The organism is Pseudomonas lini (assembly GCF_001042905.1).
Taxonomy (GTDB): domain Bacteria; phylum Pseudomonadota; class Gammaproteobacteria; order Pseudomonadales; family Pseudomonadaceae; genus Aquipseudomonas; species Aquipseudomonas lini.
Window position 1 is genome coordinate 253,646 of sequence record NZ_JYLB01000005.1, and the last position, 22,281, is coordinate 275,926.

A 22,281-nucleotide genomic window follows, 5' to 3' on the forward strand; every position below is an offset into this window, starting at 1 on the left:
AAGAGTCGTTCGCAGGGTCGGTTTTTTTCCACCGCACACCGTGCTGGCACTTTAACTGGCCGTTGGTTTTTTGATCTGTTTTCGGCGAGGGTTGCTCGTGATTGTTAGTCCCTGTAATGCACCAAAATTGTCTGCCAAACGGTTTCGAAGCGCTCTGGTAGCAGGCTCTGCACTGCTCTGCCTGTTCAGCGCCGGCCAACTTTGGGCATTCAATCTGGATGACGTATCGGTCAAGGCAAAAGAGCTGGCCGGGCAAAAATACGAAGCCCCGCGCAGTAACCTGCCGAATGAATTTCGCGAGATGAAATTCGCGGACTATCAAAAAATTCGGTTCCTCACGGAAAAAGCCGAATGGGCGAACCAGAAAACCCCCTTCAAGCTGTCGTTCTATCACCAGGGTATGCATTTCGATACGCCGGTGAAAATCAACGAAATCACGGCCAACACCGTCGAAGAGATCAAATACGACCCAAGTCGTTTCGACTTCGGGGATGTGAAGTTCGATCCTAAAGCCACCGAACAACTGGGTTATGCCGGTTTCCGTGTGCTGTATCCAATCAACAAGGCCGACAAGCAAGACGAAATCATGACCATGCTCGGCGCGAGTTATTTCCGCGTCATCGGCAAGGGGCAGACCTACGGGCTGTCCGCTCGCGGCATGGCCATTGATACCGCGCTGCCATCCGGCGAAGAGTTCCCGCGCTTCACCGAGTTCTGGATTCAACAGCCCAAGCCGGGCGACAAGCACCTGGTGATCTTCGCCCTGCTGGATTCGCCACGTGCCACAGGTGCCTATCGCCTGACCGTGCGTCCGGGCAGCGACACGGTTGTCGACGTCAAGGCCAAGATGTTCCTGCGTGACAAAGTCACCAAGCTTGGCGTTGCGCCGCTGACCAGCATGTTCCTGTTCGGCGCCAACCAGCCGTCGAAAGTGCTGAACTACCGTCGCGAACTGCACGATTCCAGCGGCCTGTCGATCCATGCCGGCAACGGCGAATGGATCTGGCGCCCACTGAACAATCCGAAACACCTGTCCGTGAGCAACTTCTCGATCGAGAACCCGCGCGGTTTTGGCTTGCTGCAACGTGGCCGTGACTTCAGTCACTACGAAGACCTCGATGACCGCTACGACAAGCGCCCAAGTGCCTGGATCGAACCGAAAGGCGATTGGGGCAAAGGCTCCGTCGATCTGGTAGAGATTCCTACGGCCGACGAAACCAACGACAATATCGTCGCTTTCTGGAGCCCGGAAAAACTGCCTGAGCCTGGCCAGTCCCTGGACGTTGCCTACCGCATGCACTGGACCCTTGACGAAGCCTCCCTGCATTCGCCGGACAGCGCCTGGGTTCAACAGACCCTGCGTTCCACGGGTGACGTCAAGCAGTCGAACCTGATTCGTCAGCCGGACGGCAGCGTGGCCTATCTGGTGGATTTCGAAGGCCCGTCCCTGCAAGTCCTGCCGGAAGATGCCGAAGTGCGCAGCCAGGTGAGCGTTGGCGACAACGCGGAACTGGTCGAGAACAGCGTCCGTTACAACCCTGAAACCAAGGGCTGGCGCCTGACTTTGCGGATGAAGATCAAGGATCCGGGCAAGGCCACCGAAATGCGCGCAGCGCTGGTCAAGAACATCTCGCCTGCCGAGGCGCTCAAGACCGCGGCGCCAGCGTCCACTTCTTCCGTTGCCAAGGCCGACAAGATCGCCGCCCGCCAGCAAGAGAAGAAGGACAAGGAAGCCAAGCAGACTGAAGCACAAGCCCAGCAAGTCAAGGATACCAAGGACAAGGACAACAAAGACGCCAAGCAGCCTGTCGCTGCCGAAGCGGCCCCAGCCACAACGGAATCGGCACCGACTGAACAAGTCCTGACCGAGACCTGGAGCTATCAGTTGCCCGCCGATGAGTAATTCACAAGTACAGCCACAAACGCTTGCCGAGTACCTGGCGCATTTGCCGATGAGCGACGAGCAGCGCGCGGAACTCGCGGGCTGCAAGTCTTTCAGTGAACTGCACGAACGTCTGTCGTCCTCGACGTTCGACGCGCCCACCGAGGCTGCTCAAGCCTCTGTCGGCCGGCGCCTGACCCTGAACTCCGCCGAAGAACTGGCGGACGCGGAAATGCTGGTGCTCGACGCCAGCGGTCGGGTTTGCCTGAAGGCAACCCCGCCGATCCGTCGGACCAAAGTCGTGCCCGAGCCGTGGCGCACCAACATTCTGGTGCGTGGCTGGCGTCGGCTGACCGGTCGCACCAATCCGCCGGCCCCGCCGAAGGATGAGAACGTGCTGCCGGCAGCTCGCTGGCGCACCGTCGGTTCGATCCGACGCTACATTCTGCTGGTGCTGATGCTCGGTCAGACGATCGTCGCCGGCTGGTACATGAAAGGCATCATGCCGTACCAGGGCTGGTCGTTCGTCGATCTTGAAGAAGTCCTGCATCAACCTCTGAGCCAAACCGCCACGCAAGTGCTGCCATATGCCTTGCAAACCAGCATTCTGATCATGTTCGGGATTCTGTTCTGCTGGGTGTCGGCTGGTTTCTGGACTGCGCTGATGGGCTTCCTCGAGTTGATCACCGGCCGTGACAAGTACCGCATTTCCGGCGCCAGCGCCGGTAACGAGCCGATCGCCAAGGACGCACGCACCGCACTGGTGATGCCGATCTGCAACGAAGACGTGCCGCGGGTGTTCGCCGGTTTGCGGGCGACCTTCGAATCGGTTGCGGCCTCGGGTAACCTGGATCGCTTCGACTTTTTCGTGCTCAGCGACAGTAACGACGCCGACATCTGCGTTGCCGAGCAACAGGCCTGGCTGGATGTCTGCCGTGAAGCCAAGGGCTTCGGCAAGATCTTCTATCGTCGCCGTCGCCGCCGGGTAAAACGTAAAAGCGGCAACCTCGACGACTTTTGCCGTCGTTGGGGCGGTGACTACAAGTACATGGTCGTGCTCGACGCCGACAGCGTGATGAGCGGCGAATGCCTGAGCAGTCTGGTGCGCCTGATGGAAGCCACGCCGGACGCCGGGATCATCCAGACCGCGCCGCGTGCGTCGGGCATGGACACCCTTTATGCGCGTATGCAGCAGTTCGCCACGCGCGTGTACGGTCCGCTGTTCACTGCCGGTCTGCACTTCTGGCAGTTGGGCGAATCCCACTACTGGGGCCACAACGCGATTATCCGCATGAAGCCGTTCATCGAGCACTGCGCCCTGGCGCCGTTGCCCGGTAAAGGCGCGTTTGCCGGTGCGATTCTGTCCCACGACTTCGTCGAAGCTGCGCTGATGCGCCGTGCCGGCTGGGGCGTATGGATTGCCTACGACTTGCCGGGCAGCTACGAAGAACTGCCGCCGAACCTGCTGGACGAACTCAAGCGTGACCGTCGCTGGTGCCACGGCAACCTGATGAACTTCCGGCTGTTCCTGGTCAAGGGCATGCACCCGGTGCACCGTGCGGTGTTCCTGACCGGCGTGATGTCGTACCTGTCTGCGCCGTTGTGGTTCTTGTTCCTGGTGTTGTCGACGGCCTTGCTGGCGGTCAACACGTTGATGGAGCCGCAATACTTCCTGGAACCGCGTCAGCTCTATCCACTGTGGCCACAATGGCAGCCGGACAAAGCAATTGCGTTGTTCTCGACGACCATCGTGCTGCTGTTCCTGCCGAAGTTGCTGAGCATCATCCTGATCTGGACCAAGGGCGCGAAAGAGTTCGGTGGCAAGTTCAAGGTGACACTGTCGATGCTGCTGGAGATGTTGTTCTCCATGCTGCTGGCGCCAGTGCGAATGATTTTCCACACCCGTTTCGTACTCGCCGCGTTCCTCGGCTGGGCCGCGACCTGGAACTCGCCACAACGTGACGATGACTCCACGCCATGGAGCGAAGCGGTAAAACGCCACGGTCCGCAAACCTTGCTGGGCTTCTTCTGGGCCCTGTTGGTGATCTGGCTGAACCCGAGCTTTCTCTGGTGGCTGGTGCCGATTGTCGGTTCGCTGATGCTGTCGATCCCGGTATCGGTGATCTCCAGCCGTGTTGGCCTGGGCCTCAAGTCCCGTGATGAAAGCCTGTTCCTGATCCCTGAGGAATACAATCCGCCACAGGCGTTGCTGGCAACCGACCAGTACACCCACGAAAACCGTTGGCATGCGCTGAACGACGGCTTCGTCCGGGCAGTGGTCGATCCACAGCAGAACGCCTTGGCGTGTGCGCTGGCGACATCCCGTCACCGTCAGGCCGAGCCAATCGAATGGCTGCGTATCGAGCGGGTTCGCCATGCGATGAAGGTCGGGCCTGCCGGGCTGACCAACGACGAGCGCGTGGCCCTGCTGAGTGATCCGGTGGCACTGGGTCGCTTGCATGAGCAGGTGTGGAACGAAGGCCACGCCGAGTGGCTGCAAGCCTGGCGCACATCGGTGGATGCCGATCCCCATGCGCCGCTGTTGCCGCTCAAGCCTGTGAGCGTGCAGCCTCAGTTGGCCTAATGAAAAACCCCGCGAAAGCGGGGTTTTTTTTGGGCTGATGATCTGACTGAGCACAACTTTGTGTTCGGCGCGGATCCTGTGGGAGCGGGCTTGCCCGCGATTGCATCACCCCGGTTTCAAGCGAGCCGGGATACCCGCATCAGCTCAAACCTTGAACCGCCCCACCAGCATCTGCAAATGCGTCCCCAACCGCGCCAGCTCGACGCTGGAGGCCGCGGTCTCTTCACTGGCGGCCGAGGTCTGCTCGGACACATCACGCACGTTCAGCACGCTACGGTTGATCTCTTCGGCCACTGCGCTCTGTTGCTCGGCGGCGGTGGCGATCTGCTGGTTCATCGACTGGATCGCCGACACGGTGCGGGTGATGCTTTCCAGCGAGCTGCCGGCGCGGCGGGTCAGTTCGACGCTGCTGTCGGTCAGGCTGCGGCTGTTGTCCATGATGGTCGCGACTTGCTGAGTGCCGGTTTGCAGGCCGACGATCAGCTCTTCGATTTCTTCGGTGGACTTCTGGGTGCGCTGGGCCAGGCTGCGAACTTCGTCAGCGACCACCGCAAAACCGCGACCGGCTTCACCGGCGCGGGCGGCTTCGATGGCGGCGTTGAGCGCCAGCAGGTTGGTTTGCTGGGCCACGGACTTGATCACGTCGAGCACGCTGCCGATCTTGTCGCTTTCGCGCTTCAGATGCCCCATGGCTTCGGTGGAGTTACCGACTTCGGTAGCCAAGCGCTCGATCTGGGCGATGGCTTCGCCAACCACCTTGTCACCCTCGCGGGCCTGCTGGTCGGCGGCAACGGCAGCTTCGGACGCTTCCTCGGCGTTGCGCGCGACTTCCTGAACGGTGGCAGTCATTTCGTGCATCGCGGTAGCCACCTGATCGGTCTCGACCTTCTGGCTGTTGACCCCGGCGCTGGTCTGCTCGGTGACGGCCGACAGCTCTTCAGCGGCGCTGGCGATTTGGGTCACGCCATCGCTGATGCCGCCGATCAATTCCCGCAGGCCCAGGGTCATGTTCTGCATGGCGCGTTGTAGCTGACCCAGTTCGTCCTGGCGTTCGGAAGTCAGGTTATGAGTCAGGTCGCCCGCGGCGACACGCTCGGCCACTTTGAGGGTCTGGCTCAGAGGAATGACAATCTGGCGAGTGATGGCCCAAGCCGCGAACAAACCAAAGGCCGACGCCAGGACGGTGGCCATCAGCAGCAGGTTTTTGGCGTGTGCCGCATCGGTGTCACGCACGACGGTTTGCGAGACGGTGAGCTTTTTGCTGACGTCGAGCAGAATGTCGCCTTGCGCGCTCATACGCTTGAGGGCGGCAGCACTGGCAACCTGGGAGTCGCGGAACTGGCTGACGGCCGCGCGATAGGCTTTGAGTGAGTCGGTTGCCTGTTGCAGGTTGGCGATGTGTTGTTCCGGCAGTTGAGACGGCAGGCTTTCGAGGTTTTTCAGGGCGTTGCCGATGGCGTCCAGCGCCGGCTGCTCGGCCTCTGGTTTGCCGCTGTAGGTGTAGCCGCGGACCTGGAAACGCGCTTGCTGGATCAGCTTGCTCAGGTCGATCACGCTGTTGAACTGAGCGACGCTGTCGCCTTGCAGCATGGATTTTTCGACTTCAGCGACCCGGGCCACGGCGTTATCGGCGGTGGCGCCCAGTTTGCTGCGAGCATCTTCGCGGGTGGCGGTGGCCTGAGTCATATCAGCGAAGGCGCGTTTGTACTCGCTGACCGCGGCCAATTGCTGGTCGATCATCGCCACGTCGGCAGGCTGTTCGATCAGCGTGCGGGCGGTTTTCAGGCCGGTATCGAGTTGGCCGATCAGCTCGTTGACGGCGCCCGGACCTTGTTCGCCACGGCGCATGTCGTAATCCAGACGGGCCAGTCGCAGGTCTTTGGTCAGCTCATTGAGGCTGGAAATAAAGCCAAGCGTATCGCCACGGCTGATCACACCGCCAAGGCCGGTCCAGCCGGTGAAGGTGATCAATAAGGTTAGAAGCAGCACCAGACCGAAGCCGACACCCAGTTTGCGATTGACGCTTACGTTTCCCAGTTTCTCGGCTAGCCAACGGTACATGCTGCAACTCCCTCGGACCATTAATCGGTTTTATGGGAACTGTATCGGCCGGCTGGCGGCGTTCTGTAGGCGTGGCGCAATGTTCGGGCGGCGAGGCTTTTGTGGCGAGGGGGCTTGTCGGAACGCCGCATCGCCCCGTTCGGCGGCGAAGCCGTCGTGAAATCAATGGATGCGTTGTTTCTGAAAAAAAGCGGTGGCCGCTTCGCGCCCAAACGGGGGCAAGCCCCCTCACCACAGATAGGATGATTGACGTTAAAACAGTCGCGAAAGCAGCGCAGTGACGGCGGTTTCGACCCGCAGGATGCGGTCGCCGAGTTGCACCGGTTGCAGGCCGGCCTTGCCCAGCAAATCGATTTCGTAGGGAATCCAGCCGCCTTCGGGGCCGATGGCCAGGGTCACGGGTTCATTCAGGCCACGAGGGCAGGGCGGGTAGTTACCGGGATGACCGACCAGGCCTAAGGTGCCTTCGGTAATGGCCGGCAGACGGTCTTCGACAAAGGGCTTGAAGCGCTTCTCGATGACGATTTCCGGCAGCACGCTGTCGCGGGCCTGTTCAAGACCCAGGATCAACTGCTCGCGAATCGCCTCGGGTTCCAGGAACGGGGTTTGCCAGAAGCTCTTCTCGACGCGATAGCTGTTCACCAGCACGATGCGCGGCACACCCATGGCGGCCACGGTCTGAAACACCCGACGGAGCATTTTCGGTCGCGGCAGGGCCAGGACCAGGGTCAGTGGCAGCTTGGCCGGTGGCGGCTGGTCGAGGGTGACGCGCAACTCGGCTTCATCGGCGTCCAGGCGCAGCACCTCGGCTGAACCCATCAAGCCGCCGATACGCCCGACGCGCATACTGTCGCCTACCACCGAGCGATGGACTTCCTGCATATGAGTCAACCGCCGATCGCGCAGGATCGCCCGGTCGGCCGCAATGAAGTCGGCCTCTTCGAGGAGCAGCAGGTTCACGCTTGGGTCGCTGGCGGCTGGTCGTTGTGATCGTCAGCCGGCTGATCGTCCGAATGCTCGCCACGCTTGCTGATCAGGCTACCGAACAGGATGCCGATCTCGAACAGCAGCCACATCGGTACGGCCAACAGTGTCTGCGAGAAGATGTCCGGCGGCGTCAGGATCATGCCGACCACGAAGCAGCCGATGATCACGTACGGACGAATCTTCTTCAGGTAGGCGACGTTGACCACGCCGATCCATACCAGCAGCACCACGGCTACCGGAATCTCGAACGCCACGCCGAAGGCGAAGAACAGCGTCATGACGAAATCGAGGTAGCTGCTGATGTCGGTCATCATCTCCACGCCGGCCGGGGTGGCGGCGGCGAAGAACTTGAAGATCAGCGGGAACACCAGGTAATAGGCGAACGCCATGCCGGCGTAGAACAGCATGATGCTCGATACCAGCAAGGGCACGGCGATGCGTTTTTCATGCTTGTACAGGCCCGGTGCGATGAAGCCCCAGATCTGATGCAGGATCACCGGGATCGCCAGGAACAGCGAGACCATCATGGTCAGCTTCAGTGGCGTCAGGAACGGCGACGACACGTCGGTGGCGATCATCGTCGCGCCCACCGGCAGGTACTGGCGCAACGGCGTGGAGACGAAGGTGTAGATCTGCTGGGTGAAGGCGAACAGCCCGGCAAAAATGATGAACACCGCCACGACACAACGCAGCAGGCGAGTGCGCAACTCGGTGAGGTGCGAAACCAGCGGCATGTGCTGGTCGTTTTCGGGGAGATCGCTCATGGGGCTCGCGGCGGCAATGTTGGGTCATGAGGGGCTGGCGCAACAGGCGTCGCCGCAGGAGGAACAGGTTCTACTGGAGTAGCAGGTTCAGCGGCTGCAATCACCGGCATAACCTCAACCGCCGGCGCATGAATCGTTTGCGTCGCTACAGGTTCCACCGGCGTCGGCTCCTGCTGAGTCGGCGTGAAGATCTTCCGCGCCTCCTGCTCCAGGGACAGAATGTGCTCGTTGTGCAGTTGCCGGCGGATCTCGTCGGCACCGATTTCACGTTCAACTTCCTGTTTGATCGCGTTGAAGCTGCGCTTCAGCCGCCCGACCCACAGGCCGGCGGTGCGCGCAGCGCCCGGCAGACGCTCGGGCCCCAGCACCAGCAGGGCAACGAGGCCGACGAGCAGCAGTTCAGAGAAGCTGATACCAAACATTAGTCAGTGCTCACGAGTCTTTGCGGGTCGGCTCTTCGACTTTTTGCGCCTGCACGTCGATGGTGTGCGGCGGGTTCACGGACTGTGTGGTCTGTGGCTGAACAGGTGGAACCGGTTGGGCCGGGGTAACAGTCGGGTCAACCGGCTTGTCTTCATCGTTCATGGCTTTACGAAAGCCCTTGATCGACTCGCCCACGTCCGTGCCGAGGTTTTTCAGCTTCTTGGTGCCGAACACCAGCACCACGACAACCAGGATGACGACCCAGTGTTTCCAGTCAAAAATGCCCATGTTGCGTTCCTCTCTAATAGTTGTTCAGGCGGACGGGCGAGAGGCTTTCTCGGCGTGTCCGGACAGACCGAAGCGACGGTCCAGTTCATCGAGCACAGCCTGTGGATGCTGCCCCAGTTGGGCGAGCATGACCATGCTGTGGAACCACAGATCGGCGGTCTCGTAGATCACATCGCTGCAGTCACCGCTGATGGCGGCATCCTTGGCGGCAATGATGGTTTCGACCGACTCTTCGCCGACTTTTTCCAGAATCTTGTTCAAGCCCTTGTGGTACAGACTGGCGACATACGAGCTGTCGGCAGCGGCGCCTTTGCGCTCTTCCAGCACTTGGGCCAGACGGGTCAGGGTGTCACTCATGTGTATGTCCTGCGGAGTAGATTGCGTGCGGGTCTTTCAGAACCGGGTCGACGGTTTTCCAGTCGCCGTTCTCGAAGACTCGGTAAAAGCAGCTCTGACGGCCGGTATGGCAGGCGATGTCGCCGATCTGCTCGACCATCAGGATGATCACGTCAGCGTCACAGTCCAGGCGCATCTCATGCAGGGTTTGCACGTGGCCGGACTCTTCGCCCTTGCGCCACAGCTTGCCACGGGAACGTGACCAGTAAATGGCACGGTTCTCGGCAGCGGTCAGTTCCAGCGCTTCGCGGTTCATCCAGGCCATCATCAGGACGCGTCCGGTCTTGTGATCCTGGGCAATCGCCGGCACCAGGCCATCGGCGTCCCACTTGATCTCGTCCAGCCAGTTTTTCATCTTCGACTCCGACAGCGGGCTCTACTTCAATAGTTGAGGCCAATGTTCAAATTCAGCGTTCAAACAGTGTGCCAGCCGATCATCCAACTGGCTATCGGCGAACGACCAGATACAAGCCGACCGCCACCATGATTCCGGCGGGCCAATGCCCCAGTTCGTTCAGCGGGCCACCGGCGGCGAGTATCGTGCCACCGGCCAAATGAGCGGTGCCGAGCAACCGCAGGAACCAGTCGTCCTTGCGCTTGTGCCAAGGACGCGGCGGGTCGTTGGCGTGGGGCTGAGACATGCGCTCAAGCAGGTCGCGGGCCATGTTGGCCAGATGCGGCAGTTGCTCAAACTGGCTCTGCACGTTGCCGATCAAGGCTTTGGGGCTGACGCGCTCGCGCATCCAGCGTTCGAGGAACGGCTGGGCGGTGTTCCACAGATCGAGGTCCGGGTACAGCTGACGGCCCAGGCCTTCGATGTTCAACAGGGTTTTTTGCAGCAACACCAACTGCGGCTGCACTTCCATGTTGAAGCGTCGAGCGGTCTGGAACAGGCGCATCAGCACCTGGCCGAAGGAAATATCTTTTAACGGTTTTTCGAAGATCGGTTCGCACACTGTGCGGATAGCCGCTTCGAACTCGTTGAGTTTGGTTTCCGCCGGCACCCAGCCCGAATCGATGTGCAACTGCGCGACACGCCGGTAATCACGTTTGAAGAACGCAAACAGGTTGCGCGCCAGATAGTCCTGGTCTTCCGGGGTCAGGCTGCCGACGATGCCGCAGTCGATCGCGATGTACTGCGGGCTCCACGGTTGCACGGTGCTGACGAAGATGTTGCCGGGGTGCATGTCTGCGTGGAAGAAGCTGTCGCGGAACACCTGGGTGAAGAAAATCTCCACACCACGCTCGGCGAGCATTTTCATGTCGGTGCGCTGGTCGGCCAGGGTCGCGAGGTCGGTGACCTGAATCCCGTAGATGCGCTCCATCACCAGCACTTTCGGCCGGCACCAGTCCCAATAGACTTGCGGCACATAGAGCAGCGGCGAACCTTCGAAATTGCGCTTCAGCTGGCTGGCGTTAGCCGCCTCGCGCAGCAGGTCGAGTTCGTCGTAGATGGTTTTTTCGTAGTCGCTGACCACGTCCACCGGGTGTAGCAAGCGAGCGTCGGCCGAGAGTTTTTCCGCGGCGCGGGCAAGAATGAACAGCCACGCCAGGTCCTGGGCAATGATCGGTTTGAGGCCCGGGCGGATCACCTTGACCACTACTTCTTCACCGGTTTTCAGCTGCGCGGCATGCACTTGCGCCACCGAGGCCGAGGCCAGTGGCTCGACGTCGAAACGGCTGAAGACTTCACTGATTTTTTTGCCAAGCTGCTCTTCGATCAGCCGGACCGACACTTGCGAGTCGAATGGCGGCACGCGGTCCTGCAGTTTCATCAGTTCATCGGCGATGTCTTCGGGCAGCAGGTCGCGGCGCGTCGAAAGGATCTGGCCAAACTTGATGAAAATCGGCCCCAGGTCCTGCAACGCCAGGCGCAGTCGCGCACCACGGCTCAGGTCCAGCGTCTTGCGCGGAAACCAGCGCCACGGCAAGGCGTAGCGCAGCGCCAGCAGAAACCAGGGCAGTGGCAGGGCGAACAGCAAGTCATCGAGGCGGTAGCGAATCACAACGCGCTGGATGCGCAACAAACGGCGGACGGCAAGCAGCTTCATGCGTTATCGCTTGGGTCGAGGGATCGGAAAAGGCGCTCGAAACGCGCCTCGAGACGTTCCAGATCGAGCTTGATCTGGTCCAGTTCATTAAAACGGGCGTCAGCTTCGCGCTGACCGACGAGGGCGCGCGATTCTTCGGCCAGGTATTCGCCCAGGTTCTGATTCAGGCTGGCGAACCCTTGTTGATACCAGCGTGCGCGACTGCGCAGGTGACCGCCGACCAGTTGCGTGGCCACAGGTCCCAGCCAGCGCGAGAGTTCGTACTCCCAGTCCAGTTCGAGGTCCTGAAGGATCGTCGCCAGTTCCAGCAGCACGCCGCTGTCGCCGTCGAGTTCGACTTCCGGGGCATGCAGAACCGAAGTCTTGTCCTTGCTCGTCGCCAGTTTCAGCAGGCTTGAGGCCGGTGCGCGCAAGGTGCAATCGGCACCGCTTTCCCACTGGGAGGCGAGCATCAGGCCTTCATCGCTGGGCAGGATGAACAGTTGCAGCGCCGGGCTGCGGCAGTCGACGGCAATCACCTTGCCACTCAAATGCGCCAGCCGCGGCAGCGCCGTGCTGTCGAGACGCAGCACCCGGTTCAGGCCGAGCTCAACGCTGGCAAGCAGGCCGGCCAGCAACATCAGGGCTTGATGCCGCGATGCAGGGCGACGATACCTGCGGTCATGTTGTGATAGGTCACGCGGTCAAAACCGGCCTCGACCATCATCGACTTCAGGGTTTCCTGATTCGGGTGCATGCGGATCGATTCGGCCAGGTAGCGATAGCTTTCCGAATCATTGGTGATCAACTTGCCCATCAACGGCATGAAGGCGAACGAGTAGGCGTCGTAGGCTTTGGACATCAGCGCGTTGGTCGGTTTGGAGAATTCCAGTACCAGCAAACGGCCGCCCGGTTTCAGCACGCGCAGCATCGAGCGCAGGGCGTCTTCTTTATGCGTCACGTTGCGCAGGCCGAAGGCGATGGTCACGCAATCGAAATGGTTGTCCGGGAACGGCAGCTTTTCAGCGTCGGCCTGGACGAATTCGACGTTGCCGGACACACCCAGGTCCAGCAGGCGGTCACGACCGACCTTGAGCATGGATTCGTTGATGTCGGCCAACACAACCTGACCCGTCGGTCCCACAAGATGCGAGAACTTGCGGGTCAGGTCGCCAGTGCCGCCGGCGATGTCCAGCACGCGGTTACCGGTGCGCACGCCCGACAGTTCGATCGCGAAACGCTTCCACAGACGGTGCATGCCGCCCGACAGGAGGTCGTTCATCAGGTCATACTTGGCGGCTACCGAGTGGAAAACCTCAGCGACTTTTTCCGCTTTCTGGCTTTCCGGAACGTTTTTGAAGCCGAAGTGAGTGGTGGGTTCGGCATCGCTGCCTTTGCGCTGATCAGTCATATCGCTGTCACCAAAAGAGAATGCGGGACATTCTAATCCCGGTGGCCTGCTTTGTCTTGGCAAGGCTGAAGGTAAGATAGGCAACCACCGGGACGTTTTGACGCAGCAATGGTCAAGATCTTCAGGAAGTATTCATAAAGCAGGAGTCATTCGATGGCCCGTATTAGTGTTGAGCGTGCCCACGGCCTGGGTAAGGAAGCGGCCCGCGAGAAGGCCGACAAGTTGGCGCAGAAACTGTCCGAACAATATGGCCTGGAACCGCAGTGGTCAGGTGACACCCTGAATCTCAGACGCTCGGGTGTAAAAGGGGCGGTGTATGTGGGCGAGGACTCGATCAAGGTTGATGTTGAACTGGGCCTGTTGATGTCCGCCATGAGCGGCACCATCAAATCGGAAATCGAAAGGGCGCTCGATAAGGCATTGGCATAATCCGGTCGTTATGTGGAATGCGATTGATGTGGGAGCGGGCTTGCTCGCGAAAGCGGTGTGTCAGTCGACATCAATGCTGAATGACTCACCGCATTCGCGAGCAAGCCCGCTCCCACATTTGTTCTGCATCTACAGGTTTTGTGTCACTTGTTAGGGTGCCGTTTCTAATTATTCTCACTACTTTGTGCCTGAGCCCGACTCTCTGCGGGCAGTTCCTCGACCCTTCTGCGCGTGAGGTGCACCATGGCCAAAGTTATTTTGAAGAAAAAAGTCGACGTTGAAACTAACGCCTTGGGCGACGTCAAATCGTATGCCCGCAAGATCTGGCTCGCTGGTCTGGGTGCTTACACCAAGGTCGGCCAAGAAGGTAGCGAGTACGTTCAAGAGCTGATCAAGGCTGGTCAAGCTGTTGAAAAGAAAGGCAAAAAAGTAGTCACTGAAAAACTTGAAGCGGCCAATGCCGAGATCGATGAAGCCAAGAGTGAAGTAAGCACTTTCAAAGGCAAAGTCGAACTTCAACTCGACAAAGTCGAAAGGGCTTTCGATACACGTATCGCAAGTGCCTTGAATCGTATCGGCATTCCGTCTAAACATGACGTTGAGACACTCTCTGCTAAGCTCGATGAGCTGACGGCATTGCTCGAACGTGTCGCGCGTAAATCTTAAGGAGAACGGGATGGCTGGTAAAAAGAATACTGAAAAAGAAGGCAGCTCGTGGATCGGGAAGGTCGAAGACTACTCCCGCAAGATCTGGCTGGCTGGTTTAGGCGTGTACTCGAAGATTGACACTGACGGCAGCAAGCTCTTCGATACATTGGTTAAGGACGGCGAGAAAGCCGAGAAGCTCACAAAGAGCGCTGTCGGCAAAAAAGTCGATGCTGCCAAGGACTCCGCTTCGTCGGCCAAGTCGCGCATCAGCGGCGTGAAAGATCGCGCACTGGGCAAATGGGATGAGCTGGAAGGGGCTTTCGACAAGCGTCTGAACAGCGCCATTTCGCGCCTCGGTGTACCGAGCCGCAATGAGGTCAAGGCACTGCACAGCAAGGTCGATACCCTGACCAAGCAAATCGAAAAACTCACCGGTGCCAAGGTTGCGCCTGTTGCGGCGAAAACCGCAGCGGCCAAACCAGCGGCCAAAAGCGTAGCCAAGCCATTGGCCAAGGCTGCCGCTAAACCGGCAACCAAAACTGCCGCAGCGAAACCTGCAGCCAAAGCGGCTGCAAAACCTGCCGCAAAACCTGCCGCCAAACCAGCTGCTAAACCGGCGGCCAAACCTGCAGCTAAAACCGCAGCAGCCAAACCTGCCGCAGCGAAGAAGCCAGCAGTGAAAAAACCAGCCGCCCCGAAAGCGGCTGCACCGAAACCAGCAGCGGCTGCTGCCAAGCCGGTAACCCCGGTCAGCACGGCGAACTCCGCCACTGCACCGACCCCTGCTGTAACCCCGACTGCCGCGCCGGCTCCATCGACGCCAACCAGTCAGTCCTGATGATCGTTCCCACGCTCCGCGTGGGAATGCCTCACCGGACGCTCCGCGTCCATTGCGGCAGTGACGCAGAGCGTCACCGGCTGCATTCCCACGCGGAGCATGGGAACGATCACGCCCGGCCTGCAAAGGTCGGGCGTTTTTGTTTTGAAGATTCGAGGTTTGGGTCGCTTGTCGAAAAAAGATCGCAGCCTTCGGCAGCTCCTACAGGGGATTGCGTACACCTGTAGGAGCTGCCGAAGGCTGCGATCTTTTGATCTTAATGCTCCTCGAGGTACTGCAATGCCAACCGCTCGGTCGCCACCTTGATCGGCGGCAGCAAGTGCGGCGCCACCAGCATCATGATCTGATACACCACCAGCCTCACTTCACCTTCACGGTCGAGAATCCGCTGATAGTCCAGCGAGAACAGCAACGTCATGGTGATTTGTTCCACCAACTGCCCCAGCGCCTGGGTGTCACTGACCAACTGACCTTGAGCTTTCAACTGTGCCAGCAATGACGCCAGTGTGCGCTTCAACGCATTGAGCAGGTTGCGTATCCCCTTGGCCAGTTTCGGCAGGCGGCCAGCAAGGTTCGACAGGTCCTGGAACAGAAACCGGTAATGGGCCAGGCGTTCGATGATCAAGTGCAGGAACAGCCAGTAATCGTCGGGCGCCAATTCCACATCGGACGGTGGGTCGAGCAAGGGCGTCAATTCGGCCTGGAAACGCTCGAACAGCCCGAGGATCAGCGGTTCCTTGCCGTGGAAGTGGTAGTAGAGGTTGCCCGGGCTGATGCCCATTTCGTTGGCCACTTCCATGGTGGACACATTCGGTTCGCCCTTCTGATTGAACAACTGCAGGGCACATTCGAGAATCCGGTCGCGGGTTTTCATCCAGTCTTCTTAATGGTCGAGTCATGCCACGGCCATTGGCGGCCGTGGTTCGTTGAACGTCAGCGCACGCGCACGTAAGTACCGGGTGCCGCCTCCATCGGTGGATAGTTCTGGTTGCCGAGAGCCATTTGGGTTTCACGTTGTGCGCCGGAGCGTTCCTGAATCCAGCCCAGCCATTGCGTCCACCAACTGCCGTCGACGCGCTTGGCGTCGTAATACCAGGCCCGCGGGTCGCTGCTCAGTTTCGGATTCTCGACGTAGTTGGCTTTCGGATTGTTCGGCGGGTTAAGAATGCTCTGCACATGACCGCTGTTGGACAGCACAAAGCGCCGCTCGCCACCCAGCAGCAATGCCGAGCGATACACCGCATCCCATGGGGTGATGTGATCATTCATGCCTGCCACGCTGAAACTGTCGACGGTGACTTTCTGCAGGTCGATCGGCGTGCCGCACACTTCCAGCCCGCCCGGATGGTTCAGCGGGTTGTGCTTGAAGAAATCCAGCAGGTCGCCATGAAACGCCGCCGGCAGGCGCGTGTTGTCATTGTTCCAGTAGAGGATGTCGAACGCCGGCGGTTCTTTGCCGAGCAGGTAGTTATTGACGAAGTAATTCCAGATCAAATCGTTGGGCCGCATCCAGGCAAACACCTTGGCCATGTCGCGACCTTCCAGAACGCCCTTCTGATACGAGCGGCGCTTGGCCGCTTCCAGCGTTTGTTCGTCGGCGAAGAGGGTGGCCGGGCTGTCTATCTGGCTGTCGAGCATGCTGACCAGGTAGGTCGCGCTGGACACCCGTCGTAGCTGCCGCTTGGCCTGCAAGTGCCCTTGTAGCGCGGCGATGGTCAGCCCACCGGCGCAGGCCCCCATCAGGTTGACCTCGCGAGCGCCGGTGATCGCCCGGCACACATTCATCGCTTCTTCGGCGGCTTCGACGTAAGACGACAACCCCCATTCGCGATGACGCACATCGGGATTGCGCCAGCTGATAATGAAGGTCTGCAAACCGTTTTTAAGGGCGTACTGGACGAAGCTGTTGCCGGGGCTCAAGTCGAAAATGTAGTACTTGTTGATCTGTGGCGGCACGATCAGCAACGGCTTTGAATACTGCTTTTCGCTCATCGGCTTGTACTGGATCAGCTCCAGAAGCTCATTGCGAAACACCACGGAGCCAGTGGTGGTGGCAACCGTTTTGCCTACCTCGAACGATTGCTTGGTGACCTGTCTGGGCAGGCCGTCGTTGTGCAGGAGGTCATCTAGCAGATGGCCGATACCTCGCACCAGACTGTTGCCGCCGGAGTTGAAAAACTCCTTGATCGCCAGCGGATTGAGCAGGGTGTTGGACGGCGCTACGGCGTCGTTGATCAAGGCAAAGGCGAAGTGGGCGCGGGCACGATCGTCCGGGCTCATGTTGCTCTCGTCAATCCAGCTTTTGACTTCTTTCTGCCAGCTCAGATAGGCCTGCAGGCTGCGGCGATAAAAAGGATTGAGGCTCCATGTCGGGTCGGCAAAGCGACTGTCCTGCGGGTTGGTCGGGTGCAGGGTTTCACCCAGCAGAACACGGCCCAACTGGCCGCCCAGTTTCAAGGCATGCCGGGCCGTATGCACCGGATTGCGCAGGCCGTGGGTGGCCAGGCTGCGCAAGGTCGAAAGCAGGTCCCGGCCGCGCAGACCGGTAACCGCACTTTGTGCATTGATGAATGCAGCGGGAGTGGGCAAAGAGCCCTTCGCTGGTTTATCGCGCATGAGTTAACACTCCTTCGTCATCAGGCCAAAAACAAACACACCCGAACAAAACACCATAGACGTTGTTGCGGGTTGTTGCGCGGCACGGCCTCCTGCCGACTCCTTTTCATAAACAAAAGTCGGGATCGGTTAACCGCCCGATGGCGCCGGATGTGGATGCATTACTGCGCGCTGACGTTCCTCCTCAAGAAACTTCATGATGATCGGTGCCACCGCTTCGGCCCGGGTAATCAAAAACAGATGGCCGTCGTCGATGATGTGCAATTGGGCATTGGGAATTCGCCAGGCCAGCATGCGCATGTTGATCAGCGGGATCAGTGGGTCATCGTCGCCGGCCAGCACCAGGGTCGGTTGGTTGATCTTGTGCAGCCAGTGAATGCTGGTCCAGCCGAGGCCGGCGAACAGCTGCCAGTAATAACCGAGTTTGCCTGCCGAGCGGACTCTGGCAGCGTGACTGGCAGCCAGGGTCGGATCGCGACGGAACGAGCCGCCATAGATCATCGGTGCGATGCGGATCACATGGGATGGCTGGATGTAGCGCCGTGGGCTGGCCATCATCCACAGCACTTTCGGCTTGCCCGGAACCATCACGGCGCCGGCTGCCGTGGCCGCCAGTACCAGTTTTTTGCAGCGTTCGGGATAGTCATGGGCGAACTGCTGCGCCAGAGCGCCACCCCACGAAACGCCAATCACGTTGACTTGCCCGTAATCGAGATAGTCGAGCATTCGTGCAGTGAGTTTCGCCAGGCCCGAAAAGCGATACGGGCGATTGGGAGTCGATGAACCGCCGACGCCGGGTACGTCGAAGGCGATGACTTCCAGGTCCGGATCCAGAGCCTGGACGAACGGGAATATCAGCTCCAGGTTGGCGCCGATGCCGTTGAAAATCAGCAAGGGCGTCAAGTGAGGCTTGCCGGGGCGTACCGCAGTGCGGAGGGTCTGGCCATCCAGGTTGACGGTACGAAAGACGAACGGTTGCGGCATGCACAGAGCCCTGTAGTTTTTAAACGCTGATCGAGCCGTCCCGGGCCGTCGCAGAATGTTCGAGGCTGGCCTCGAGAGTAATCAATAGAGATCGCGGCACCTCCCAGTGCCGCGGACTACGAGTTATTTGAAGCTCAACGTTCATGCACGTAAGTACCCGGCGAAGCTTCACCCGCGGGATAGGCCTTGTTGCCAAGGTTGGCGGGGGATTTCTTCAGTTTGCCCGAACGCTCGGCTTGCCACGCCTGCCAATGCAACCACCAGGAATCGGTGTGCTTGGTGGAATTTTCCATCCACTCTTCGGCTTTGACCGGCATTTCGGTGCTGGTCATGTAGCGCGCTTTCGGATTGCCCGGAGGGTTCAGAATGCTCTGGATATGCCCGCTGCTGGACAGCACGAACTCAACCTTGCCACCGAACAGCTGCGCGGATTTGTAGCAGGACTTCCACGGAGTGATGTGATCGTTGGTACCGGCCAGGGAAAAGATGTCGGCGGTCACCTGCTTGAGATCGATCGGCGTGCCGCACACTTCCAGGGCATCGGAGCGGATCAGTGGGTTGTTTTTGAACATCTCGATCAGGTCGCCGTGGAACGCCGCGGGCAACCGGGTGGTGTCGTTGTTCCAGAACAGGATGTCGAAAACCGGTGGCTCATTACCCAGCAGGTAGTTGTTGACCCAGTAGTTCCAGATCAGGTCGTTGGGGCGCATCCAGGCGAAGACTTTCGCCATGTCGCGACCTTCCAGCACACCGGCCTGGTAGGAATGGCGCTTGGCGGCTTCGAGGGTCTGCTCGTCGACGAACAGCGCCACATCGCTGTCCAGGGTGGTGTCCAGCACGCTGACCAGCAGGGTGAGGGCGTTGACCTTCTTCTCGCCGATCGCTGCGTAGTGACCCAGCAGGGCGGTGCAGGTGATGCCGCCGGAGCAGGCACCGAGCATGTTCACGTCTTTGCTGCCGGTAATCGCGGTGACGACATCGACCGCTTCCTTGAGCGCTTCGATGTAGGTCGACAGACCCCACTCGCGCTGCTCCTTGGTCGGGTTGCGCCAGCTGACGATAAACGTCTGCACGTTGTTGCGCAGGCAGAAGCGCGCCAGGCTCTTGTCCGGGCTCAGGTCGAAAACGTAGAACTTGTTGATCTGTGGCGGCACCACCAGCAGCGGGCGTTCATGCACCTGCTCGGTGATCGGTCGGTACTGGATCAACTCCAGCACATCGTTGCGAAACACCACTGCGCCTTCGGTCACGCCCAGGCTCTTGCCGACTTCGAATGCACCCATGTTGACCTGGCTCGGCATGCCGCCGTTATGCACCAGATCCTTGGCCAGATGGGAGAGACCGTCGAGCAGGCTCTTGCCACCGGTTTCGAAGAAGCGTTTGACCGCCGCCGGGTTGGCCGCCGTGTTGGTCGGGGCCATGGCTTCGGTCATGAGGTTGATCACGAAATGACCGCGAGCGACGTCTTTGGGCGAGAGGTTGCTGTCATCGATCCACGCGTGAAGCTCCTTGCGCCACGCCAGATACGTTTGCAAATAACGTTTGTAGAGCGGGTTCTGACTCCACGCCGGGTCAAGGAAGCGACGGTCATCACTTTGCGGTTGAAGCTCGGATTTTCCCAACAGCACGTTCTTGAGTTCGATGCCGAAATGGGCGACATGCCTGACACTGTGGATGGGTTGTCTGATGGCCTGGCTCAGCACCATGCGGGCAGAGCCCAAGAGATCCTTTCTACGTAGTCCAACAACAGGATTCAGCCCCAAGGTGTTTTCCGAAGCCTGAAATTTCAAGTCATCGTTAAGCTTGTTACTCATCTACGACGCTCCATTGTCCTGAGACGAGTACCTGAGTCCAACTGTGTAGTCACACAGCACGCCAGGTACTACTGCTCGGGTGACTGTAAATTGCGCATCGCTGCTTTTTAGTTCAGAGAGCACTGCACGGAACTTGCCAGCTCCATTGGTTACCCGAGTTTAATTTTTTTCGCAAGCGGGCCAATCGTTGACACCGCAGCGGAGCATTCAAACAGATGGAATTAGAAAATGCCCTCTAAATACCCAGAGGCCTGAGCTAGAGCATCAGCTTGACGACCGACTCATTCGGATCACGGGTCTTTCCAGCCGCTTTGAGTTCCGCAAGATAATCGTTCCAGAGATCTTCCTGGCGCACTGCCAGCTGGTACAGATATTCCCAAGTGAACAGGCCGCTGTCGTGGCCGTCGTCGAAGGTCAATTTCAGTGCGTACTGACCGGCGGGTTCGACCTTGGTCAGTCCTACGCCGATCTTGCCAAATTGCAGGATAGGTTTGCCGTGGCCCTGGACCTCAGCGGAAGGAGAGTGCACGCGAAGAAACTCGGCGGGCAGGTGATATTCCTCGCCGGACGCGTATTTGAGCGTCAGGGTTTTTGAGGCTTTGTGGAGTTTGATGTCGGTGGGGAGTTGGGTCATGGCAGGTCGTCCGTCTATGTGGAACGTTGTGTAGGAGCTGCCGCAGGCTGCGATCTTTTGATCTTCGGCATCAGCCGGAAAAGATCGCAGCCTGCGGCAGCTCCTACAGGTGTTCCGTTCTCACAGGAGAGTAGGTGACCTACAGGATATAACGGGACAGGTCTTCGTTCTGCGCCAATTCGCCCAAGTGGCTGTTGACGTAGTCGGCATCGATCAGGATCGGCTTGTCCTCGTGGGTGCTGGCCAGATCACCGGCGCTGAACGATACCTCTTCAAGCAGGCGCTCGAGCAGGGTATGCAGGCGGCGGGCACCGATGTTTTCGGTTTTCTCGTTGACCTGCCAGGCGATCTCGGCGAGACGCTTGATGCCGTCCGGCAGGAATTCGATGAGCAGACCTTCGGTTTTCAGCAGTGCACAATACTGCTCGGTGAGCGATGCATGCGGCTCGCTGAGGATGCGCTCGAAATCTTCCGGGCTCAGGGCCTTGAGTTCGACCCGAATCGGCAGGCGACCTTGCAGCTCCGGAACCAGATCGCTCGGCTTGCTCAGGTGGAACGCACCGGAAGCGATGAACAGGATGTGGTCAGTCTTGACCATGCCCAGTTTGGTGTTGACGGTGCAGCCTTCGATCAGCGGCAGCAAGTCGCGCTGTACGCCTTCACGGGACACGTCGATGCCACCGGAGTTGCCGCGCTTGGCGACCTTGTCGATTTCGTCGATGAACACGATGCCGTGCTGCTCGACGGCTTCCAGGGCCTTGGCCTTCAATTCTTCTTCGTTGACCAGGCGACCGGCTTCTTCGTCGCGAACCAGTTTCAGCGCTTCCTTGACCTTGAGCTTGCGGTTTTTGCGCTTGCCCTTGCCCATGTTGGCGAACAGGCTCTGCAGCTGGTTGGTCATTTCTTCCATACCCGGTGGCGCGGAGATATCGACGCCGGACACTTCGGCCACTTCGATTTCAATCTCCTTGTCATCCAGCTGACCTTCACGCAGGCGCTTGCGGAACAGCTGACGGGTATTGGAATCCTGGGACGGTGCGGAATCCTCGTTGCTGAAGCCCATGCGTGCCGGCGGCAGCAAGGCGTCGAGGATGCGCTCTTCGGCGGCGTCTTCGGCGCGGTGACGAACCTTGGTCATTTCCTGTTCGCGCAGCAGCTTGATCGCGGCGTCGGCCAGATCACGAATGATCGATTCGACGTCACGGCCGACGTAGCCCACTTCGGTGAACTTGGTCGCTTCGACTTTGATGAACGGCGCGTTGGCGAGCTTGGCCAGGCGACGGGCGATCTCGGTTTTACCAACACCGGTCGGGCCGATCATCAGGATGTTCTTGGGGGTGACTTCGACGCGCAGCTCTTCGGGCAGCTGCATCCGGCGCCAGCGGTTGCGCAAGGCGATGGCGACGGCGCGTTTGGCATCGTCCTGGCCGATGATATGGCGATTGAGTTCGTGGACGATTTCACGGGGGGTCATGGGCATAATAATTGGCGG

Annotated in this window: 21 protein-coding genes and 1 pseudogene; 5 read left to right on the top strand and 17 right to left on the bottom strand. The window is 59.5% G+C overall.

The window, feature by feature from the left end:
- The first annotated feature begins 97 nt into the window (after nucleotides 1–97).
- Both TU81_RS16590 and mdoH read left to right on the top strand, forming a co-directional pair.
- Nucleotides 98–1,903 carry a glucan biosynthesis protein G gene (locus TU81_RS16590; protein ID WP_038978587.1) on the top strand — a complete coding sequence of 602 codons (1,806 nt, stop codon included), beginning with the start codon at nucleotides 98–100 and terminating at the stop codon, nucleotides 1,901–1,903.
- Nucleotides 1,896–4,466 carry a glucans biosynthesis glucosyltransferase MdoH gene (mdoH, locus tag TU81_RS16595; protein ID WP_038978588.1) on the top strand — a complete coding sequence of 857 codons (2,571 nt, stop codon included), beginning with the start codon at nucleotides 1,896–1,898 and terminating at the stop codon, nucleotides 4,464–4,466. The genes TU81_RS16590 and mdoH overlap by 8 nt, the downstream gene beginning before the upstream one ends.
- Nucleotides 4,467–4,610: 144 nt before the next feature.
- Here mdoH and TU81_RS31150 read toward each other — a convergent pair whose 3' ends face one another.
- The 11 genes and pseudogenes from TU81_RS31150 to ubiE form a co-directional block, all read right to left on the bottom strand.
- Nucleotides 4,611–5,483 carry a methyl-accepting chemotaxis protein gene (locus TU81_RS31150; RefSeq protein ID WP_390176095.1) on the bottom strand — a complete coding sequence of 291 codons (873 nt, stop codon included), beginning with the start codon at nucleotides 5,481–5,483 and terminating at the stop codon, nucleotides 4,611–4,613.
- Nucleotides 5,469–6,548 (bottom strand): annotated as a pseudogene (locus TU81_RS31155) (methyl-accepting chemotaxis protein); the annotation flags it as partial. The pseudogene TU81_RS31155 and the gene TU81_RS31150, both read right to left, overlap by 15 nt.
- Before the next feature lie 231 nt (nucleotides 6,549–6,779).
- On the bottom strand, nucleotides 6,780–7,487 hold the full coding sequence (locus TU81_RS16605; RefSeq protein ID WP_038978590.1) for a 16S rRNA (uracil(1498)-N(3))-methyltransferase: 708 nt from the start codon (nucleotides 7,485–7,487) through the stop codon (nucleotides 6,780–6,782).
- Nucleotides 7,484–8,278: a twin-arginine translocase subunit TatC gene (gene tatC, locus TU81_RS16610; protein ID WP_038978591.1), complete on the bottom strand. Its 795-nt coding sequence runs from the start codon at nucleotides 8,276–8,278 to the stop codon at nucleotides 7,484–7,486. The genes TU81_RS16605 and tatC overlap by 4 nt, the downstream gene beginning before the upstream one ends.
- On the bottom strand, nucleotides 8,275–8,700 hold the full coding sequence (tatB, locus tag TU81_RS16615; RefSeq protein ID WP_038978592.1) for a Sec-independent protein translocase protein TatB: 426 nt from the start codon (nucleotides 8,698–8,700) through the stop codon (nucleotides 8,275–8,277). The genes tatC and tatB overlap by 4 nt, the downstream gene beginning before the upstream one ends.
- Before the next feature lie 10 nt (nucleotides 8,701–8,710).
- A complete protein-coding gene (locus TU81_RS16620; protein ID WP_038978593.1) occupies nucleotides 8,711–8,989 on the bottom strand; it encodes a twin-arginine translocase TatA/TatE family subunit in 279 nt (92 codons plus the stop codon).
- Between the two features lie 24 nt (nucleotides 8,990–9,013).
- Nucleotides 9,014–9,346: a phosphoribosyl-ATP diphosphatase gene (locus TU81_RS16625; RefSeq protein WP_007899279.1), complete on the bottom strand. Its 333-nt coding sequence runs from the start codon at nucleotides 9,344–9,346 to the stop codon at nucleotides 9,014–9,016.
- Nucleotides 9,339–9,740, bottom strand: a complete 402-nt coding sequence (gene hisI / locus TU81_RS16630) for a phosphoribosyl-AMP cyclohydrolase (protein ID WP_007899278.1) — start codon at nucleotides 9,738–9,740, stop codon at nucleotides 9,339–9,341. Before hisI ends, TU81_RS16625 begins: the two co-directional genes overlap by 8 nt.
- A 91-nt stretch (nucleotides 9,741–9,831) precedes the next feature.
- Complete coding sequence (gene ubiB, locus TU81_RS16635) at nucleotides 9,832–11,436, bottom strand: ubiquinone biosynthesis regulatory protein kinase UbiB (RefSeq protein ID WP_048396067.1); 1,605 nt, start codon at nucleotides 11,434–11,436, stop codon at nucleotides 9,832–9,834.
- Nucleotides 11,433–12,056, bottom strand: coding sequence for a ubiquinone biosynthesis accessory factor UbiJ (locus tag TU81_RS16640; protein WP_048396068.1), 624 nt, complete (start codon nucleotides 12,054–12,056; stop codon nucleotides 11,433–11,435). The genes ubiB and TU81_RS16640 overlap by 4 nt, the downstream gene beginning before the upstream one ends.
- Entirely contained in the window at nucleotides 12,056–12,826 is a 771-nt protein-coding gene (gene ubiE / locus TU81_RS16645; protein ID WP_008005057.1) for a bifunctional demethylmenaquinone methyltransferase/2-methoxy-6-polyprenyl-1,4-benzoquinol methylase UbiE, read from the bottom strand. Before ubiE ends, TU81_RS16640 begins: the two co-directional genes overlap by 1 nt.
- A 153-nt stretch (nucleotides 12,827–12,979) precedes the next feature.
- On the opposite strand from ubiE, the gene TU81_RS16650 reads away from it, so the two are divergent.
- From TU81_RS16650 to TU81_RS16660, 3 genes are all read left to right on the top strand, one after another.
- Nucleotides 12,980–13,255: a polyhydroxyalkanoic acid system family protein gene (locus TU81_RS16650; RefSeq protein ID WP_007899268.1), complete on the top strand. Its 276-nt coding sequence runs from the start codon at nucleotides 12,980–12,982 to the stop codon at nucleotides 13,253–13,255.
- A gap of 243 nt (nucleotides 13,256–13,498) precedes the next feature.
- Complete coding sequence (locus TU81_RS16655; protein WP_007899266.1) at nucleotides 13,499–13,921, top strand: phasin family protein; 423 nt, start codon at nucleotides 13,499–13,501, stop codon at nucleotides 13,919–13,921.
- 10 nt (nucleotides 13,922–13,931) lie between these two features.
- A complete protein-coding gene (locus TU81_RS16660) occupies nucleotides 13,932–14,741 on the top strand; it encodes a phasin family protein (RefSeq protein ID WP_048396069.1) in 810 nt (269 codons plus the stop codon).
- A gap of 256 nt (nucleotides 14,742–14,997) precedes the next feature.
- Here the strand turns inward: TU81_RS16660 and TU81_RS16665 are convergent, their stop codons facing one another.
- The 6 genes from TU81_RS16665 to hslU form a co-directional block, all read right to left on the bottom strand.
- Nucleotides 14,998–15,615, bottom strand: a complete 618-nt coding sequence (locus TU81_RS16665) for a TetR/AcrR family transcriptional regulator (protein WP_048396070.1) — start codon at nucleotides 15,613–15,615, stop codon at nucleotides 14,998–15,000.
- Between the two features lie 59 nt (nucleotides 15,616–15,674).
- Nucleotides 15,675–17,357 carry a class II poly(R)-hydroxyalkanoic acid synthase gene (phaC, locus tag TU81_RS16670; protein ID WP_038978598.1) on the bottom strand — a complete coding sequence of 561 codons (1,683 nt, stop codon included), beginning with the start codon at nucleotides 17,355–17,357 and terminating at the stop codon, nucleotides 15,675–15,677.
- 129 nt (nucleotides 17,358–17,486) lie between these two features.
- Nucleotides 17,487–18,341 (bottom strand): poly(3-hydroxyalkanoate) depolymerase, encoded by an 855-nt coding sequence (gene phaZ / locus TU81_RS16675; RefSeq protein ID WP_030129227.1) that lies wholly within the window; start codon nucleotides 18,339–18,341, stop codon nucleotides 17,487–17,489.
- A 134-nt stretch (nucleotides 18,342–18,475) separates the two neighbouring features.
- Entirely contained in the window at nucleotides 18,476–20,155 is a 1,680-nt protein-coding gene (phaC, locus tag TU81_RS16680; RefSeq protein ID WP_038978599.1) for a class II poly(R)-hydroxyalkanoic acid synthase, read from the bottom strand.
- Between the two features lie 256 nt (nucleotides 20,156–20,411).
- Nucleotides 20,412–20,789: a gamma-butyrobetaine hydroxylase-like domain-containing protein gene (locus tag TU81_RS16685; RefSeq protein WP_038978600.1), complete on the bottom strand. Its 378-nt coding sequence runs from the start codon at nucleotides 20,787–20,789 to the stop codon at nucleotides 20,412–20,414.
- A 139-nt stretch (nucleotides 20,790–20,928) separates the two neighbouring features.
- A complete protein-coding gene (gene hslU, locus TU81_RS16690) occupies nucleotides 20,929–22,269 on the bottom strand; it encodes an ATP-dependent protease ATPase subunit HslU (RefSeq protein ID WP_038978601.1) in 1,341 nt (446 codons plus the stop codon).
- Nucleotides 22,270–22,281: the final 12 nt, after the last annotated feature.

Excerpts from the sequence above, each read along its gene's own strand:
- TU81_RS16620 (WP_038978593.1), bottom strand. The coding sequence starts at position 8,989 with ATGGGCATTTTTGACTGGAAACACTGGGTCGTCATCCTGGTTGTCGTG.
- phaZ (WP_030129227.1), bottom strand. The coding sequence starts at position 18,341 with ATGCCGCAACCGTTCGTCTTTCGTACCGTCAACCTGGATGGCCAGACC.
- ubiB (WP_048396067.1), bottom strand. The coding sequence starts at position 11,436 with ATGAAGCTGCTTGCCGTCCGCCGTTTGTTGCGCATCCAGCGCGTTGTG.
- phaC (WP_038978599.1), bottom strand. The coding sequence starts at position 20,155 with ATGAGTAACAAGCTTAACGATGACTTGAAATTTCAGGCTTCGGAAAAC.
- tatC (WP_038978591.1), bottom strand. The coding sequence starts at position 8,278 with ATGAGCGATCTCCCCGAAAACGACCAGCACATGCCGCTGGTTTCGCAC.
- TU81_RS16660 (WP_048396069.1), top strand. The coding sequence starts at position 13,932 with ATGGCTGGTAAAAAGAATACTGAAAAAGAAGGCAGCTCGTGGATCGGG.
- TU81_RS16640 (WP_048396068.1), bottom strand. The coding sequence starts at position 12,056 with ATGTTGCTGGCCGGCCTGCTTGCCAGCGTTGAGCTCGGCCTGAACCGG.
- TU81_RS16655 (WP_007899266.1), top strand. The coding sequence starts at position 13,499 with ATGGCCAAAGTTATTTTGAAGAAAAAAGTCGACGTTGAAACTAACGCC.
- TU81_RS16625 (WP_007899279.1), bottom strand. The coding sequence starts at position 9,346 with ATGAGTGACACCCTGACCCGTCTGGCCCAAGTGCTGGAAGAGCGCAAA.
- TU81_RS16685 (WP_038978600.1), bottom strand. The coding sequence starts at position 20,789 with ATGACCCAACTCCCCACCGACATCAAACTCCACAAAGCCTCAAAAACC.
- hisI (WP_007899278.1), bottom strand. The coding sequence starts at position 9,740 with ATGAAAAACTGGCTGGACGAGATCAAGTGGGACGCCGATGGCCTGGTG.
- tatB (WP_038978592.1), bottom strand. The coding sequence starts at position 8,700 with ATGTTTGGTATCAGCTTCTCTGAACTGCTGCTCGTCGGCCTCGTTGCC.
- TU81_RS16650 (WP_007899268.1), top strand. The coding sequence starts at position 12,980 with ATGGCCCGTATTAGTGTTGAGCGTGCCCACGGCCTGGGTAAGGAAGCG.
- TU81_RS31150 (WP_390176095.1), bottom strand. The coding sequence starts at position 5,483 with ATGCAGAACATGACCCTGGGCCTGCGGGAATTGATCGGCGGCATCAGC.
- phaC (WP_038978598.1), bottom strand. The coding sequence starts at position 17,357 with ATGCGCGATAAACCAGCGAAGGGCTCTTTGCCCACTCCCGCTGCATTC.
- hslU (WP_038978601.1), bottom strand. The coding sequence starts at position 22,269 with ATGCCCATGACCCCCCGTGAAATCGTCCACGAACTCAATCGCCATATC.
- mdoH (WP_038978588.1), top strand. The coding sequence starts at position 1,896 with ATGAGTAATTCACAAGTACAGCCACAAACGCTTGCCGAGTACCTGGCG.
- TU81_RS16665 (WP_048396070.1), bottom strand. The coding sequence starts at position 15,615 with ATGAAAACCCGCGACCGGATTCTCGAATGTGCCCTGCAGTTGTTCAAT.
- ubiE (WP_008005057.1), bottom strand. The coding sequence starts at position 12,826 with ATGACTGATCAGCGCAAAGGCAGCGATGCCGAACCCACCACTCACTTC.